Annotated in this window: 17 protein-coding genes; 9 read left to right on the top strand and 8 right to left on the bottom strand. The window is 62.2% G+C overall.

From position 1 onward, the window contains the following. Window positions 1-13 precede the first annotated feature (13 nt). From R4P65_RS21755 to R4P65_RS21720, 8 genes are all read left to right on the top strand, one after another. Window positions 14-775 carry an SDR family NAD(P)-dependent oxidoreductase gene (locus R4P65_RS21755; RefSeq protein WP_317828065.1) on the top strand — a complete coding sequence of 254 codons (762 nt, stop codon included), beginning with the start codon at window positions 14-16 and terminating at the stop codon, window positions 773-775. Continuing rightward, window positions 772-2,055 carry a precorrin-6y C5,15-methyltransferase (decarboxylating) subunit CbiE gene (gene cbiE / locus R4P65_RS21750; protein WP_317828064.1) on the top strand — a complete coding sequence of 428 codons (1,284 nt, stop codon included), beginning with the start codon at window positions 772-774 and terminating at the stop codon, window positions 2,053-2,055. The genes R4P65_RS21755 and cbiE overlap by 4 nt, the downstream gene beginning before the upstream one ends. After that, window positions 2,052-2,801 carry a precorrin-4 C(11)-methyltransferase gene (cobM, locus tag R4P65_RS21745; protein WP_230815656.1) on the top strand — a complete coding sequence of 250 codons (750 nt, stop codon included), beginning with the start codon at window positions 2,052-2,054 and terminating at the stop codon, window positions 2,799-2,801. Before cbiE ends, cobM begins: the two co-directional genes overlap by 4 nt. Continuing rightward, a complete protein-coding gene (locus tag R4P65_RS21740) occupies window positions 2,798-3,571 on the top strand; it encodes a cobalt-precorrin-6A reductase (RefSeq protein WP_317828092.1) in 774 nt (257 codons plus the stop codon). The genes cobM and R4P65_RS21740 overlap by 4 nt, the downstream gene beginning before the upstream one ends. Before the next feature lie 166 nt (window positions 3,572-3,737). Then, window positions 3,738-4,637 (top strand): HAMP domain-containing protein, encoded by a 900-nt coding sequence (locus R4P65_RS21735; protein WP_317828063.1) that lies wholly within the window; start codon window positions 3,738-3,740, stop codon window positions 4,635-4,637. A gap of 159 nt (window positions 4,638-4,796) precedes the next feature. Next, the gene (locus tag R4P65_RS21730; protein WP_019748499.1) at window positions 4,797-5,438 is read left to right on the top strand and encodes a ScbR family autoregulator-binding transcription factor; all 642 of its coding nucleotides are present in this window, start codon (window positions 4,797-4,799) and stop codon (window positions 5,436-5,438) included. Between the two features lie 10 nt (window positions 5,439-5,448). Further along, a complete protein-coding gene (locus tag R4P65_RS21725; protein ID WP_317828062.1) occupies window positions 5,449-5,808 on the top strand; it encodes a VOC family protein in 360 nt (119 codons plus the stop codon). Then, window positions 5,808-6,323 carry a DUF1990 domain-containing protein gene (locus tag R4P65_RS21720; protein ID WP_317828091.1) on the top strand — a complete coding sequence of 172 codons (516 nt, stop codon included), beginning with the start codon at window positions 5,808-5,810 and terminating at the stop codon, window positions 6,321-6,323. The genes R4P65_RS21725 and R4P65_RS21720 overlap by 1 nt, the downstream gene beginning before the upstream one ends. A 13-nt stretch (window positions 6,324-6,336) precedes the next feature. Here R4P65_RS21720 and ccsB read toward each other — a convergent pair whose 3' ends face one another. Beyond that, complete coding sequence (gene ccsB, locus R4P65_RS21715) at window positions 6,337-7,296, bottom strand: c-type cytochrome biogenesis protein CcsB (RefSeq protein WP_317828061.1); 960 nt, start codon at window positions 7,294-7,296, stop codon at window positions 6,337-6,339. A 274-nt stretch (window positions 7,297-7,570) separates the two neighbouring features. Here ccsB and R4P65_RS21710 point away from each other — a divergent pair, with 274 nt between their 5' ends. Next, complete coding sequence (locus R4P65_RS21710; protein ID WP_317828060.1) at window positions 7,571-8,353, top strand: alpha/beta hydrolase; 783 nt, start codon at window positions 7,571-7,573, stop codon at window positions 8,351-8,353. 420 nt (window positions 8,354-8,773) lie between these two features. Here R4P65_RS21710 and R4P65_RS21705 read toward each other — a convergent pair whose 3' ends face one another. The 7 genes from R4P65_RS21705 to R4P65_RS21675 form a co-directional block, all read right to left on the bottom strand. Continuing rightward, a complete protein-coding gene (locus tag R4P65_RS21705; protein WP_317828059.1) occupies window positions 8,774-9,496 on the bottom strand; it encodes a hypothetical protein in 723 nt (240 codons plus the stop codon). A gap of 1,485 nt (window positions 9,497-10,981) precedes the next feature. After that, entirely contained in the window at window positions 10,982-11,560 is a 579-nt protein-coding gene (locus R4P65_RS21700) for a dihydrofolate reductase family protein (protein WP_317828058.1), read from the bottom strand. A gap of 77 nt (window positions 11,561-11,637) precedes the next feature. After that, on the bottom strand, window positions 11,638-11,877 hold the full coding sequence (locus R4P65_RS21695) for a PLDc N-terminal domain-containing protein (protein WP_317828057.1): 240 nt from the start codon (window positions 11,875-11,877) through the stop codon (window positions 11,638-11,640). After that, complete coding sequence (locus R4P65_RS21690) at window positions 11,874-12,278, bottom strand: hypothetical protein (protein ID WP_317828056.1); 405 nt, start codon at window positions 12,276-12,278, stop codon at window positions 11,874-11,876. Before R4P65_RS21690 ends, R4P65_RS21695 begins: the two co-directional genes overlap by 4 nt. Continuing rightward, window positions 12,275-12,634 carry an HNH endonuclease gene (locus tag R4P65_RS21685; protein WP_230815647.1) on the bottom strand — a complete coding sequence of 120 codons (360 nt, stop codon included), beginning with the start codon at window positions 12,632-12,634 and terminating at the stop codon, window positions 12,275-12,277. Before R4P65_RS21685 ends, R4P65_RS21690 begins: the two co-directional genes overlap by 4 nt. 26 nt (window positions 12,635-12,660) lie before the next feature. Further along, entirely contained in the window at window positions 12,661-14,148 is a 1,488-nt protein-coding gene (cobJ, locus tag R4P65_RS21680; RefSeq protein WP_317828055.1) for a precorrin-3B C(17)-methyltransferase, read from the bottom strand. Further along, on the bottom strand, window positions 14,145-14,771 hold the full coding sequence (locus R4P65_RS21675) for a precorrin-8X methylmutase (protein WP_007729839.1): 627 nt from the start codon (window positions 14,769-14,771) through the stop codon (window positions 14,145-14,147). The genes cobJ and R4P65_RS21675 overlap by 4 nt, the downstream gene beginning before the upstream one ends.

The raw sequence follows: 14,771 nt of genomic DNA, 5'->3' as shown, positions 1-14,771 counted from the left end.
GGACACTGGAGCGGTGACTGCGGGTGCGAACGTGAATGACATCGAGACGGTACTGCTCCTCGGCGGACGAAGTGAGATCGGCCTCGAGATCGCGGTCAGGCTCGCGCCGGGCCGCAACATTGTTCTGGCTGCCAGACGCAGCGGCGAACTGTCGGCGCAGGCGCAGATGCTCAGGAACGCCGGAGCGGTCGGCGTCTCCACCGTCGAGTTCGACGCCGACGCCGTGGACACGCACGGAGACCTCCTGGACGCCGTAGTCACCGAGCACGGCCGGATTTCGGTTGCAGTGCTGGCTTTCGGAATTCTCGGCGACCAAGCGCGTGCCGAAACCGACGCGGCGCATGCGGTCGCGGTGGTACACACCGACTACGTGGCTCAGATCAGCATCCTCACGCACCTCGCGGAGATCATGCGCCGACAGGGAACCGGAAAGATCGTGGTGTTCTCGTCCGTCGCCGGCGTTCGGGTTCGCCGCGCCAACTACGTGTACGGGAGTGCAAAGGCAGGCTTGGAGGGTTTTGCCAGCGGTCTGGGCGACGCGCTGCACGGTTCGGGCGTCCAATTGATGCTGGTACGGCCGGGATTCGTCATCGGCAACATGACGGAAGGGATGTCGCCCGCCCCGATGTCGAGCACTCCGTCGCAGGTCGCCGACGCCGTCGTACGGGGACTGAACTCCGGGGCGACGCGTGTGTGGGTTCCGCGAATCTTGCAGCCGGTGTTCTTCGTCATGCGGCTTCTGCCTCAGACGATCTGGCGCCGGATGCCGCGATGACCGCGCACCCGGTGGTGATCGTCGGCATCGGCGCCGACGGCTGGGAAGGGCTGTCCGAGAGCGCAAAGGGTGCAATCCTGGGTGCGGAGGTCCTGATGGGGTCGCCGCGCCAGTTGGAACTGGTCCCGACGACACACCTCGGGGCGCGGCGAGCGCACACCCGGCTGGCGTGGCCGTCTCCGATGATCCCGGCGTTGCCGTCGATGTTCGCCGAGAGCGCCGATCGGCGTGTGTGTGTACTCGCGAGCGGTGACCCGATGTTCCACGGCCTCGGCGTCACGTTGGTTCGGCTGCTCGGCGTGGACAACGTGCGAGTGATCTCCCACCCGTCGTCGGTGGCGTTGGCGAGCGCGCGAATGGGATGGGCGTCGGCCGACATCGAAGTCGTGAGCCTGGTCAACCGAGACTCGGCGACCGTCTTGGCTGCAGTGGCCGACGGTGCGCGCCTGCTGGTTTTGAGCAACGGGCGCTCGACACCGGGTGAGGTGGCTCGTCTGTTGTCCGGAGCGGGCTACGGTCGATCGACTCTGACTGTGCTGGCCCAGCTCGGCGGGGCCGAGGAATCGCGGACCGTCACGGTCGCAGACGAGTGGGATCACGCGGACCAGGACGTGGACGCGTTGAACGTTCTGGCCCTCGAGTGCATCTCGGCCGATGATCCATTGCGGCTGACTCGAATCCCGGGACTACCCGATGCAGCGTTTGTCGGCGATGGTCAGATGACCAAGCAGGAGATCCGTGCGCTGACGATGTGCGCACTCGCGCCGGCGCCGGGAGAGCACCTCTGGGATGTAGGTGGCGGGTCGGGAACCGTGGCCATCGAGTGGATGAGAACCCACCCGCGTTGCACTGCAACAGCATTCGAGAGGGTGGCGAGCCGGGTATCGCAGATCGGTGCCAATGCACTCAATCTCGGTGTGCCTGCGTTGGCAGTGAAAGGGACCGCGCCCGAGGCGTTTGCGGACGAGGTTCGGCGTCCCGATGCGGTGTTCGTCGGCGGCGGCGTCACGCAACCGGGAATGCTCGAAGCGTGCTGGGAGGAGTTGAGCGTGGGCGGGCGTCTGGTTGTCAACGCTGTGACCGCCGAGTCCGAATCGTTGCTGCTCGGCTGGATGAGTCGCCATGGTGGGACGCTGCGACGCTTTCAGGTGCAGCGCGCCGAGCCTTTGGGCGCGTTCAATGTTTGGCGCCCGCAACTTCCGGTGGTCCAATGGTCCGTCACAAAAAGTCAGCCGTCTGCAGACGCGGACACCGATACGCCGGAGGAATCCTCACAATGACCGTTCATTTCATCGGTGCGGGTCCCGGTGCGGCCGATCTGATCACTGTCCGCGCGCAGCGCATCATCGCCGCGAGCCCCGTGTGCCTGTACGCAGGCAGCCTCGTTCCAGCGGAGTTGCTCGAGTGGTGCCCGGTCGGCGCACAGGTCGTGGATACCGCTCGCCTGAGCCTGGACGAGATCACCGCGATTCTTGTCGAAGCGGATTCCGCTGGGCTGGACGTCGCGCGCTTGCATTCCGGTGATCCGTCGATCTTCAGCGCTGTGGCCGAACAGGCCCGTCGTCTGGACGCTGCGGGGGTCGATTTCGACATGGTTCCCGGTGTTCCTGCATTTACTGCGGCAGCAGCCGCGCTGGGGCGCGAGCTGACCGTTCCAGGCGTCTCCCAGACCATTGTTCTCACCCGTGTCTCCACCTTGTCGACGGCAATGCCGGAGGGTGAGGATCTGCTGTCCCTGGGCCGCAGCGGCGCCACGATGGTGGTTCACCTCGGCGCTCATCGCATCGAACAGATCGCATCCGAGTTGGCCGAAAATTATGGCGAAGACTGCCCCGTGGCGGTGGTCGCCTTTGCCTCACGGCCCGAGGAGATCGTTGTTCGAGGCACTTTGAATACGATCGTCGAACTTGTCCATGCAGCCGGCATCACGAAGACCGCCGTTGTAATCGTCGGCCGAGTGTTGACTGCGGAAGGATTTCCGGACAGCTACCTCTACTCGGCAGTGCGTGAGAGAAGCACACACTGACCTCGGCAGGTGTTCGTCGTCGCGTACTCCTACTCGGCGGCACGGGCGAAGGCCGAGTGATCGCGTCTCGGTTGGCAGGTTCAGCTGACCTCGAAGTTGTCACCTCACTGGCCGGCCGGGTACGTGATCCTCGATGGCCCGAGGGGGAAGTGCGCATCGGCGGATTCGGGGGAGCGGAGGGACTCTCGGAGTGGTTGTCGGCCAACGATATTCGCGCGGTCCTCGACGCCACGCATCCCTTTGCCTCTCGCATCACCAGAAATGCATCCGAAGCATGCCTCGCGACTTCCGTTCCGTATGCCATGTACCGACGCCCGCCATGGCGCAAGCAACCCGGTGACACCTGGCTTCCGGTACGCGATCTCGATCACGCCGCAGAGTTGGTGCCGACGGTCGGCTCGCGCGCTTTTCTGACGATCGGGAGGCAAGCAGTTCCGGCGTTCGACCGCGTGAAGAACGTCTCGTTTCTCGTGCGCTCGATCGATCCGCCATCGGGACCATTGCCGCCTCACTCGCAATTGCTGCTCGCACGTGGTCCGTTCGACGTCGAAGCGGAAGTCGACCTGATGAGAACTCACGGCATCGACGTCGTGATCACCAAGAACAGCGGCGGCGGGCAGACGTACGCAAAGATCGCGGCGGCCAGGCAACTGTCGATCCCGGTGATCGTCGTCGAGCGACCACCGGTCCCGGAGGCGGTCGAGGCATTCGACACCGAAGCCGGGGCTGTGGACTGGCTCAGGGCTTTCGGTAGTGGAACGGCGCCGTGAGGCCGACATTGCGTTCGCTTCAGGTTCGTCTAAGGTTCCGTACCCATACTGGAGGGATGTTGGGATCTTTCGACGCCGCACTGCGGGACCGCGCATGAGAGTGTCGGTTCCCGGAATGAGCCGTCGAAAACCATCGGGAATTCACGTGCGGACACTCCATGCTCGCGTGAAATTGTTGACCGCAGGCCTGGTGGCGATCGCGGTGATCGTGTCGGCGTCGGCGGTGTACATCGTGTTCAACGCGTATTTGCAGGGCAACGTCGACCGGCAACTCGAGCGCACGAGTGATGCGATCACCGACACCGTCAATTTCGGCGGTGTCACACCGGTTCTGGGATTGACGGCCGGCGCGGATACAGCGGTCATCCAGGCAGTGGGGCTTCTCACTGCCGACGGCGCCTTGGTGACGGCAACTCCCGGTCTGCCGCCGTTCAGCACCAGCGCGGACGCCATCAGGTCGATCGCAGACGGCAATTCGTCGCAGACGATCGCAACTGTCGATGCGTATCGAATTCTTGTCGAGCCCTCGGTTGCCGGGCAGACTTTGGTTGTCGCCCAATCCTTGGGGCCGACGCGTTCGGTCCTCAAGCGGCTTGCGGTGGTGTTGGCGGCACTGGGTGCGGCTGGGATCGCGCTGGCATACGCTGCCGGAGATGCAGTGGCTCGCACAGGATTACGGCCGATTTCGCGGCTCACTGCGGCGACGCGGCGAGTTGCCGAAACGGATGATCTTGCGCCGATCCCGGTGACCGGTGACGACGAGTTGGCTTCGTTGACAGTCAGTTTCAATCGGATGCTCGGGACGTTGTCGGAATCGCGGGCACGTCAGAGAAGTCTGATCACCGAAGCGGGCCAGGATCTTCTGGCTCCTTTGACAGCACTTCGCACCAATATCGAATTGTTGATGTCTTTCGATACCAAGTCCGGCGCGATTTCCGAGACGGATGCAACGCAGTTGCGTGAAGAAATCACCGACCAGATGATGGAGTTGACGCTCCTCGTCGGAGAGTTGGTGGACCGTGCGCGGGTTGACGAAAGCACGTTGGGGAGAGGAGATTCCCTCTAAAACGGACGTCTGACCAGCGCCTTTGTTGCATTTGTCATTGAAGCAATGGAAGGAGCGCTGGTAATGTGGGGCAATTGTGAAGTTTTTGGGTATAGCTGGAGTGTGGCGCGAACCATGGGGTTTGCTGGGCGGGGGCCTTTGGAGGACGAGAGGGATTCAGTGGTCAAGCAAGCACGCGCCGAGCTGACTCGGCAGCAAATCGTTGCCGGCGCGGCCGCGCAGTTCGAGAAGACTGGTTACGGCAGCACCAGCATGGCCGACATAGTCTCGGGGGCCGGTACTACCAAGGGCGCGTTGTACTTCCATTTCGCGTCGAAGGACGAGCTCGCGCAATTCATCATTGCCGAACAGCATCGGCTCTCGATCGAATCGGTGCAGGCGATTTCCGCGACGGGCAAGGACCCGTTGGAACAGATGATCATGCTCACGCACGAAATGGCACGCCAGATTGTCGACGAGCCGATCGTTCGCGCGGGCATTCGTCTTACGCTGGAACTGAGCACGTACGAGGGACCGGTGGAACCGTACGCCGAATGGATCTCGGCAATCACCGATCTCACCGCCAGAGCTCAGGCGGAGGGTGAAATCCGAAAATCGGTCAGCGCAGAATCGTTCGGCAGGTTCATGCCCTCGGCATTCACCGGGGTACAGCTGGTTTCGAATGTTCTCACCCGACGCTCGGACCTTCCGGATCGTGTCGACGAGATGTGGCAGATCCTCCTTCCGGGAATCGTTAGCGACGAACTTTCCGGCGACATCGAGCGGCTCGTCAAGTCGCGGTGGACTCCGGCGGCGGCGTAACCTGCGGGACATGACCGTTACGCGGATTGTTTCGGATCTGTCGAGTAGTTCTCTCGAGGCCGCGCAGCGCTTCTACACCGAAGTGCTGGGCCTCGAAGTGGTGATGGATCACGGGTGGATCGTGACGTTGGCTTCGCCGACGGATCCGTCTCTGCAGATCAGCATCATGACGCACGACGCGCATGCGCCCGTCGTGCCGGACGTCTCCGTCGCGGTGGACGATCTCGACGCAGCGTACGAGGCCGCGGTGCAGCGCGGCGACACGATCGTTTATCCCGTCACCGTGGAGCCGTGGGGTGTGCGCAGATTCTTCGCTGCCGACCCCGACGGTCACGTGATCAACATCCTCAGCCACCGACGCGAGCAATGATGGCGTCCCGCCCGGGCGGGCTGACGTACCTCGAGGTGGGCGCAACGTCAGGCGTTCTCCCGGCCGGCTATCACCACGTTCACGAGAGCGCGACCGTCGGATCCGGACGTGGAGATTTCGAGGTCGCGGCCCGTACCGTCCTGGAATGGGGAATGCACCGCGGAGCCGGTTTAACCGTCCGTACGGCAGCCCCGACCGCGGTGGCGGGTCAGGATGCGACTTTCGGACTCGGTCCGGTGACTATCCCAGTTCGGATTGTCTATGTCGTCGACGAACCCAATCGCAAGGGCTTCGCGTACGGAACCCGCGCCGGCCACCCCGAATGCGGGGAGGAGCTGTTTGTCATCCAGTTCGACGAGAACAGCAAAGCGGTTCGCATCGAGATCGTCGCATTCTCCAAGCCTGGAACGTGGTGGGTGCGTCTCGGCGCTCCGATCGGACGTCGAGTTCAGGCGTTTGTGACGCGCCGCTACATCCGTGCCGTCCGCGCGAGCGTCGACCGATCGCGGGTTTGACCCGTTGTAGGCGTCAATTCAATCCAGCGTACGAGTGCAATGCCGACACGACGTAGTTAATTGCAAACATGTTGAAAAGCATGGTTGCGAGCGCAGCAACATTGATCCATGCCGCACGCATGTTCTTCAATCCTGCGGTAGCGCGCGCATGGAGGTACGCGGCATAGAGAACCCAGGAGATGAACGAGACCGTCTCCTTGGGGTCCCAGCCCCAGAAACGTCCCCACGCGGCTTCCGCCCAGATCGCCCCGCAGATCACCCCGATGCTGAACAATGGGAACCCAACGACCGTTGTTCGGTAGGCCACGCGGTCAAGCAATTCGGATGACGGCAGTCGTGCCGCAATCCAACGCAACGCGCGTTTCTTCGACTGCGGACCCACCTCGGCAATCATGAAAAGTGCGCTGACCGCACTTGCGAAGGTAAGGATGCCGGAGGCGGCGACGATGATCGTGACGTGCACGCCGATCCAGTACGAACGAAGAGCGGGTACGACCGGCGCTGCCTCGGCATACATGCTTGCGGCGGCGACGAACAGAAGCACCACGGTGGGTGACAGAACGAAGATGGTCAACGATCGAATCGGGTACCGCCGCAGAATGACCAGCCAGCATGCCACCAATGCCGCGCTGAGGAAAAGCGCGTACTCGTAGAGGTTTCCGAGAGGCCATCGATGCGTCGAGATGCCGCGAAGTGCAAGCGCGGTGACGTTGAGGACCAGGGCGACGACGATGAGAGACATGGCAGCGCGACCCGCACGATGGGCGCGGGTTCGATTCGGCGGCAATGCGATCCGGCCGGGCAATGCCGGATTCGATGCACTTCCGGCATGTGCGAGTGCCGGTCGCACTGTGACAGAGAGGGGTGCGCTGGAGAAGTCGACGACGGAAAGAACCAGGGCGAGAACGTAAATCGCGAAAGACGACGCGAAGGCGTAGTCGCTGTACTGCGCGAGAACTGGATCGACCGACATCAGGCTCCTCATAACGACCGGTTGGTTGTCATTTGGAATCTACTACAGATGATCGTAGAAGTGGTTGAGTCGTCTGTCGGTTCGGTCGGCCGGAAAATGATTGGACGAGCTTCGGTTCGGGTTGATAGCTTGTGCGAGACCGTGACAACACGCCAGGAGGTGAGACCCATGAACGCTGTAACCATGTGGGTGCTCCCACTCGTGTTCACGGATCGGCGATTGACGTAGGTGTCGCCGGGAGCGCCTCGAGTAGGCAATCCCGAAAGGTAACACCATGCAATCCAATTCTCAGACCATCGAATTCACTTCCGAGACGACGTTGAACGGTGTCGTCGAACGCCATTTCATTCTGGACGACATCACCGGTGTGCTCTGGTCACCCGCGTCCGGATCTGTCGAATCACCCCTCCTGCTGTCCGGGCACTCCGGCGGCATGCATAAGAAGGCACCAGGACTGGTTGCCAGTGCGCTCCACAGCGTGAGCTCCCACGGGTTCACAGTCGCCGCGATCGACGCGCCCGGACATGGCGGCCGGCCGCGGAACACACAGGACGAACAGTGGGTCGAGGCGATCCATCAGGCCCGGGCGGCCCGCGAGCCGATCGCCCCGATCGTCGTCGAGTACAACCGGTCGCTGGCGGAGCGTGCAGTGCCGGAATGGCAGGCGACCCTCGACGCCCTGCAAGCGCTGCCTGAGGTCGACGCCGATGCTCCGATCGGCTTCGGCGGCGTGTCGTTAGGGGTCGTGACCGGGCTCATGTTGGCCCCGGTCGAATCCAGGATCGCTGCCGTGAGCTTCGGGGGAGTTTTCGTGGACAGCTCCCTCCTCGAGGCTGCACGAAGGCTCACTGTCCCGGTCGAGTACCGGATCCCTTGGGACGACAAGGATTACGACCGCACGTCAGGGATCGCGTTGTTCGATGCCTTCGGCTCGAAGGAGAAGACGCTGCACGCATACTCGGGCAGGCACTATCCCGTGCCCGCCTACGAGCGCGACAGTTCGGCTTGGTTCTTCGCCCGCCACCTCGGCGGGAGCGGTGGCGCTCCTGTGAGCTGACGTGAACACGTATTGGCGTCCGGCCTGTGTCGGACGCCGATACGATCTGTGGCAGAGGGCTAGCGCTTCTAAGTCGGCGCGGCTCGTGGGCATCGAAGTGCTGAGAAACTTAGTCGAATCCCTAAACACTCATATCTGGCCACGTTGTACATTGGAAGTGCAGTGCCGACGCATCCTTCTCCGGGTTTGCCTACCATGTCGAGCGGCAGCAGACGTGACCCGTTATTTGCAGCAATCCCGGTTAGCCGTCGAGTCGGCGCAGGTGTTCGTTCCAGTGCGTGGGTATTCAGGCTCGATGGGAAGTGTGTGCTGGAGATCGCATGGAGTTTCCGGGCTAGATTCGCAGAGCGATCCCGCGTGTGTTCGGCCCGAATCCGGAAATGGTTTCGGGCCGAACACGTGGGTATCGAGAAAGCAGGGTCAGCTGGTGGTGAAGAAGCTCGGCTTACCCGTGAAACCTGCAGACACCGACCATAACCCGTCGGCTCCGGCCGGAACAGTAATGCAAGAGTTTCCTTCCGCGATTCCGCCGGGATAAACTTGGTCCACGTCACTAAGGTCGCCGGGGATGACGCCGCATCTGTCGCTGTACGCCTTGTTATCCGAGCCGACGAACTTGATAGTTAGATCTACCCAGGCGATCCCGGTGTCATCACCGGTATAGGTCGCCGTGACCGGCACGATCCAATATTCCATTCCCGGCTTCGGAAGATCGTTGAACTGGTTTTCGGCGCTGACCTCATTGCCTGCCTCGCGTGGAGCGCCGAGCACGATGTCCCATTCGTCATTGACGACCGACGCGCCAATGGGAAGCGGGTTCTCACGGCTGCCAGGCGTGCCTTTGCCATCGCCACTTGCCACGGACCCTTCGGCGGAATTTGGGTCGGCCGCCGATAGTTCTGATCCGCTGAACGCTTCGTCGACAGCATCTGTGACGACCGCGAAGAAGACGATGAATCCGACAAGGGTGCCAACGATCGCGACAATGATCGCAGCGACGCTTGTGCCTTTGACCTTGCCGGATTGGCATACTCCCACGATGCCGAGAATGAACCCGATCGGGAGCAGGATCCACCCGACGATGAGGGCGCCGGGAATGCACGCGAAGACGAAGCCAATCACCGCGATGATGATGGCGATCAAGCCGACGGTGTTCTTTTGTTTCTCCGGCCTGTGGGGTATTGGCGGGTACGGGGCATAAGCAGGGGGAGGGCCCGTAGGGGGTCCGGGTGGCGGCATGTTCATCGTTGCGTCCTCCATCAGAGTCGTGTGCCTGTCACATGGCGAAATTCCCGCGTACAGATCGTTATTGCTTGCTAATTCCAGTGCGCGGAGTATCCGCCCTGTTTCTCTCTCATCTTCGCGGTGGAAGTTCGAAGTACTTTCTAGATATAAGCAGATAGCAGTGAGAAATACGAAAACGGCACTGGGATGAACAACGCCTTTCACAGCGGCAAACCATCATCAGCCACCGCCCGATTATTGAAAATGCCAGATCACGACGATCCCTGTGAAGTGCGGGTTAGGTTATGCTGAACCACCAGTAGGCGGCGGCCAGTCCATTGGCGACTGTATGGGTGGTTGGTGGCGCCCATGCAGGTACGCACCAAAAGCTTAGTTCGGTCATCGGATCCTCCGCTGTAGACGCAGCTTTATACTGTTATCGCACCGAGTTCGGGGGTATGTTACGGAAATTGCGCGCCCGATTGATCGGTGTGCGGATCCAAGTGCGACTTAAACTCGTTTCCGGTTGGCATCGTGTCAGACGTGAATGCGAACAAGGACTCCTCGCACGAGGGCACCGCGGGTTTTCAATGGTTCGAGCAACTTCCCACAAGTTACGATTTTCCCCTTGGTCATGGATGAAATAGGGAAGTCGCGCAGCAACCTCTTGAGCCACAGGGTGAAACGGGGTAGCTCAGATGACTGTGTCGTACAACCTCATTGACGCAGGACAACTAGTGCCGGGGACGGTCGTCCTTTCGTGCGGTCGGGACTTTCAAGGCACGCTGACATAAGCACGGGGGCGAGCCGCCGCGACGCCGAGGTCATGAATCGATTTTTGCGCAACTCGTACGCCCTGCAGTCGATTACGCATTGGTACCGAACTGACCAGACCCCTTTTTCAGCGCACCTGCCAGTGTTGATTCGGTTGAGCGTGTTCTGACGCCGTTGCGGCAAGAGTACCAACATCGGGTTTTTGCGATGAACAAGCACTTGCCGGAATATGTATGCAGGTGAGGGTGATCGTCCCCCAGTTCGGTGGGAAGTTTAGTGGACTCCCTTGTGGTGTTGGAAGGCTTTGTCCTTTAGGTCCGATCTCGCCCGCTGTTAACGATCTCGACGGTTGAGCTCAATCACTTCCGATGCGGCAATCGTCAGATCCGAGGCACATAAGAGGCATGACCTCCGGGGTCCTGGAGGCGTTCGGGATTTCATGTTGCTGATTAGATCTTGGCTCGTCGAGCAGTCAGGTGCGCGGACCGGTTCGATGCTGGACCCTGCACCAACGCAGTCGCGGTGACTGCGTTGGTCTTTCTCCACCACAAACCTCCCAACACGACCAAGGTCGACGCCGCGATGCCTCACCACTTGATTCCGGTGGTGGGAGCAGAATGTTCGCACTAGTCAGTCATGTCTAGCCGATCCTCGCGCAGGCCGATATCGCACGGCGACTGCACCCGACCGGAACTCGTGGCGATCGACGAGCGCGAGCTGGATGCGCTCGCGCAGACCGGCGAGCAACGTCGGTCCGTGTCCAGCGAGGACCGGTTGCACAACGAACTCGTACTCGTCGATCAGTCCCAGGTCTGCCAATGCCAGGGGGAGTGTTACGCCGCCAACCCACAGACCTTCGCCGGGCTGCTCCTTGAGTCGCTGAACTGCTGGCCCCAAGTCGCCCGGCACCAGTTCGGCATTCCAATCGACCCCGCTCAGCGTGTTCGACACGACGTACTTCTTCGCCCGGTCCATGGCCTCGGCGAACGGGATCTCCCACTCGTCCATCCAGTCAGGCCACGCCCCCGTTGCGGGCCGCCGCCACGCCGACTCCATCATCTCGTAGGTCACCCGGCCGAACAGCAAAGCATCGGCGCGTTCCATCTGGGCGGTCCAGTAGCGCATCGACTCCTCGTCGGGTGGGAGCCCCGCCTCGTGATGGCAGCAGCCGTCGAGAGTGACGTTGATCGAGTATCGAAGTGGTCGCATCTCGTTGTTCTCCCCTGATACGCGCAGAGTGACAGCACCGGACCGTACTCAGACTACTGCCGGGCTGTCGGTGTAGATCAGGTTCGGGACCTGGAGTCACGCGGGGGTCGACCGAACAGTAACCAGACGAGCGCACCGAGTACAGGCACCGCGATCACCAGCGCGCACCACCAGAATTTGGCGCCCGAACGGTCGAAGTCGGTGCGCACGATCGCCACGAGCGCGCTAACCGTGATGAAGATCCATGCAAGTACGAAGGCGGTGAAGGTGACGTCCATCCAAAGCGGAATGGTGGGGTTGTGGATCGATTCGTTCACGCTTCCAGACCACTTTCGACGACTGTGCCTTGATGAAAGAGCACGCTCCATCGATTCTCGGTGAACCGCCAGATGGATGATCGCTCGGTAACCCGATGCGCTTGCGCCAGCCGGTACGTCACCAGATATGTGTCCGGAGCGATCCGGCTCAGCGCTGGCCGGTCAACCCTCCACCCGAGTTCGGCGGCGTCGTTCACCTCGCCGCGGAGGCGTCGGCGCTCAACTACCGACTGCACGTAGTCGCGGGTGTATCGAGCACCCGAGGCTCCGATCTCCCGGAACTCCGGGTCGACGACCGCATCGAACTCGTCTCGTGACATCGCTACTCGAGTTCGGTGAAACAGAGGTTCGAACTCCATCAACTCGTCGAGGATCGGGCGAAACTCGTGCGGGGTCGTCACGACTGCTCCGAGAACTGCGCCCTCATCTCGATCCCTATCTCCGCGTGTCGCAGGAGGAAGGCCTTCTCGTCATACCCCTTGCGCCGCAACCAGAGAGTGACCTCGCTGTTGCATTTGCTTGCATTGCACGAGCGGCAAGCCGGTGCGATGTTGTCGAGTGTATAGCGCCCACCGCGGGAGATCGCCAGCACGCAGTCACGCTGCGGCGACTCGTCCAACTCGCCGCAGTACGCGCAGCCACCCCAGGCCGCTTTGAGCGCGGACCACTGCTCGACGGACAGGTCGTGCTCCACCAGATCCATTCGGCGTTTGCGTTTGCGTGCGTATCTGGCTTTCCGGGTCCGGTTGACGGGCATGACGCCATGCTATCGCCGAGTGGTGGTCACTCCGGGTAGCGCCGCGGGGTGAACACCTGACGGCCCGAACCGGTTTCGACGACGGTTGTCATCGACGAGCCAACGATCAGCAGCGTCCGCATGTCGATCTCGGAAGGCTCGAGCTCGCCGAGGGTCACGACCCGAACGGATTCCTCGGTGCCGGCAACATCGCGCCCGATGACAACGGGAGTCTCGTGGGAGCGGTGCTCGAGCACGAGGTCCTTCATGGCTTGGACCTGCCACGTCCGGGACTTCGACGCCGGGTTGTAGACCGCAAACGCCATGTCCGCGGCTGCAACTGCCGAGATACGTCGCGCGACGACATCCCACGGCTTGAGGCGGTCAGAGAGGGAGAGCACCGCATAGTCGTGCCCGAGGGGAGCGCCGACACGACTGGCAACAGCGTTTGCCGCCGTCATACCGGGAAGGATGCGGACCGGGACGCCGCGCCACTGGTCTTCGGCGGCAACTTCGAGAACTGCTGCAGCCATGGCGAATACGCCGGGATCTCCCGACGAGACGACAGCTACACGGGCGCCGTTCTTCGCCAGGTCCAACGCCATTGCGGCGCGTTCCGCTTCGACGCGGTTGTCGCTGGAATGACGACGCTGGCCCGGACGCGTCGGCACGCGATCGACGTAAGGGCCGTAGCCGACGAGGTCGGTTGCCAACGAAAGCTCATACGCCACTTCGGGTGTGGTCCAGGCGGTGTCGCCCGGTCCGAGTCCGACCACGACCACCTCGCCGCGGGATTCGGTTGCAGGTCGAGGGTTGTTCGACGGGCTCGGAACGATGGCGATCGAGAAGTACGGAACTCCGTCCGGGTCGACCTCGGCAGCGGATTCGACGCGTTGACGTGTGGTGCTCGCGCGTTCGACGTAGTGCGCTTCATCCAAGCGGCCTGAATCCTCGAGCGATTGCAGGACCGGTGGGAACGTGCGTCCGAGTTTGAGAATGGCTGCGGCGTCGGTTTCCTTGAGCCGCCTGGTCAGCTCGGCCTGCGGCAATGTTCCGGGTAAGATCGTGAGGATTTCTTCACCCTCGACCAGCGGTTTTCCGAGTGCAGCCGATGCCGCGCTGACGGAGGTGACACCGGGAATCACCTCGGCGTCGAAGCGATCGGCCAGCCGCTTGTGCATGTGCATGTAGGAGCTGTAGAAGAGCGGATCGCCGGCAGCGAGCAACGCGACGGTTCGACCGGCCTCGAGGTGAACTGCGAGTCGCTCGGCAGCCGCTTCGTAGAACTCGTCCATCGCGCCCTGATATCCGCCGGGATGGTCAACGGTCTCGGTGGTGACGGGGTAGACGAGGTGTTCTTCGATCTGCCCTTCGCGCATGTACGGCGCTGCAACTGCGCGGGAGATGCTCTTGCCGTGCCGCGCAGAGTGGAACGCGACCACGTCTGCCTCGCCGATGACGCGGGCGGCCTTGACGGTCACCAATTCGGGATCGCCGGGGCCGATACCGACACCCCAGAGCTTGCCTGCACTCATTCGACTTCGCTCGCAATCGCATTGACGACCGCCGCAGTGATTGCGCTGCCGCCGCGTCGGCCGCGGAGCACGAGATGATCGATTCCGCTGGCGTGTTCGATGAGAGCTTCCTTCGACTCGGCAGCGCCGATGAAGCCGACCGGACCTCCGACGATGGCGGCGGGACGGGGTGCTCCGGCTTCGATGAGGTTCAGGAGATGGAACAGCGCGGTGGGTGCGTTTCCGATCGCGACAACAGCGCCCTCGAGCTTGGCTCCCCACAGTTCGAGTGCAGCGGCCGAGCGAGTGTTGTCGATGGTCGACGCCAGCACGGGGACCCGAGGATCGCCGAGGGTGCAGATGACGTCGTTGCCGGCGGGCAGACGCTTGCGCGTGATGCCGGCCGCCACCATCTGGGCGTCGCAGAAGATCGGCGCGCCGTCGCGCAGAGCGGCACGCGCGGCCGAGACGACTCCAGGCGTGAAGGCGACGTCGTCGACGAGATCGACCTGGCCACTTGCGTGAATCATGCGCACTACAGCTTGCGAGACATCCGCCGGGAAACGGCTCAGGTCGGCTTCGGCCCGAATGGTGGCAAAGGACTGGCGATAGATTTCCGCGCCGTCACGGATGTACTCGATCAT

Origin of the sequence: Rhodococcus sp. IEGM 1318, from assembly GCF_033142465.1 — a bacterium.
GTDB lineage: Bacteria > Actinomycetota > Actinomycetes > Mycobacteriales > Mycobacteriaceae > Rhodococcus_F > Rhodococcus_F qingshengii_B.
This window is presented reverse-complemented; position numbering and strand designations above follow the sequence as displayed.

What these genes read in the sequence shown, in the direction of transcription:
- R4P65_RS21675 (WP_007729839.1), bottom strand. Translation starts at nt 14,771, where the DNA reads ATGATCGAGTACATCCGTGACGGCGCGGAAATCTATCGCCAGTCCTTT.
- R4P65_RS21720 (WP_317828091.1), top strand. Translation starts at nt 5,808, where the DNA reads ATGGCGTCCCGCCCGGGCGGGCTGACGTACCTCGAGGTGGGCGCAACG.
- ccsB (WP_317828061.1), bottom strand. Translation starts at nt 7,296, where the DNA reads ATGTCGGTCGATCCAGTTCTCGCGCAGTACAGCGACTACGCCTTCGCG.
- cobJ (WP_317828055.1), bottom strand. Translation starts at nt 14,148, where the DNA reads ATGAGTGCAGGCAAGCTCTGGGGTGTCGGTATCGGCCCCGGCGATCCC.
- R4P65_RS21685 (WP_230815647.1), bottom strand. Translation starts at nt 12,634, where the DNA reads ATGCCCGTCAACCGGACCCGGAAAGCCAGATACGCACGCAAACGCAAA.
- cobM (WP_230815656.1), top strand. Translation starts at nt 2,052, where the DNA reads ATGACCGTTCATTTCATCGGTGCGGGTCCCGGTGCGGCCGATCTGATC.
- R4P65_RS21710 (WP_317828060.1), top strand. Translation starts at nt 7,571, where the DNA reads ATGCAATCCAATTCTCAGACCATCGAATTCACTTCCGAGACGACGTTG.
- R4P65_RS21700 (WP_317828058.1), bottom strand. Translation starts at nt 11,560, where the DNA reads ATGCGACCACTTCGATACTCGATCAACGTCACTCTCGACGGCTGCTGC.
- cbiE (WP_317828064.1), top strand. Translation starts at nt 772, where the DNA reads ATGACCGCGCACCCGGTGGTGATCGTCGGCATCGGCGCCGACGGCTGG.
- R4P65_RS21725 (WP_317828062.1), top strand. Translation starts at nt 5,449, where the DNA reads ATGACCGTTACGCGGATTGTTTCGGATCTGTCGAGTAGTTCTCTCGAG.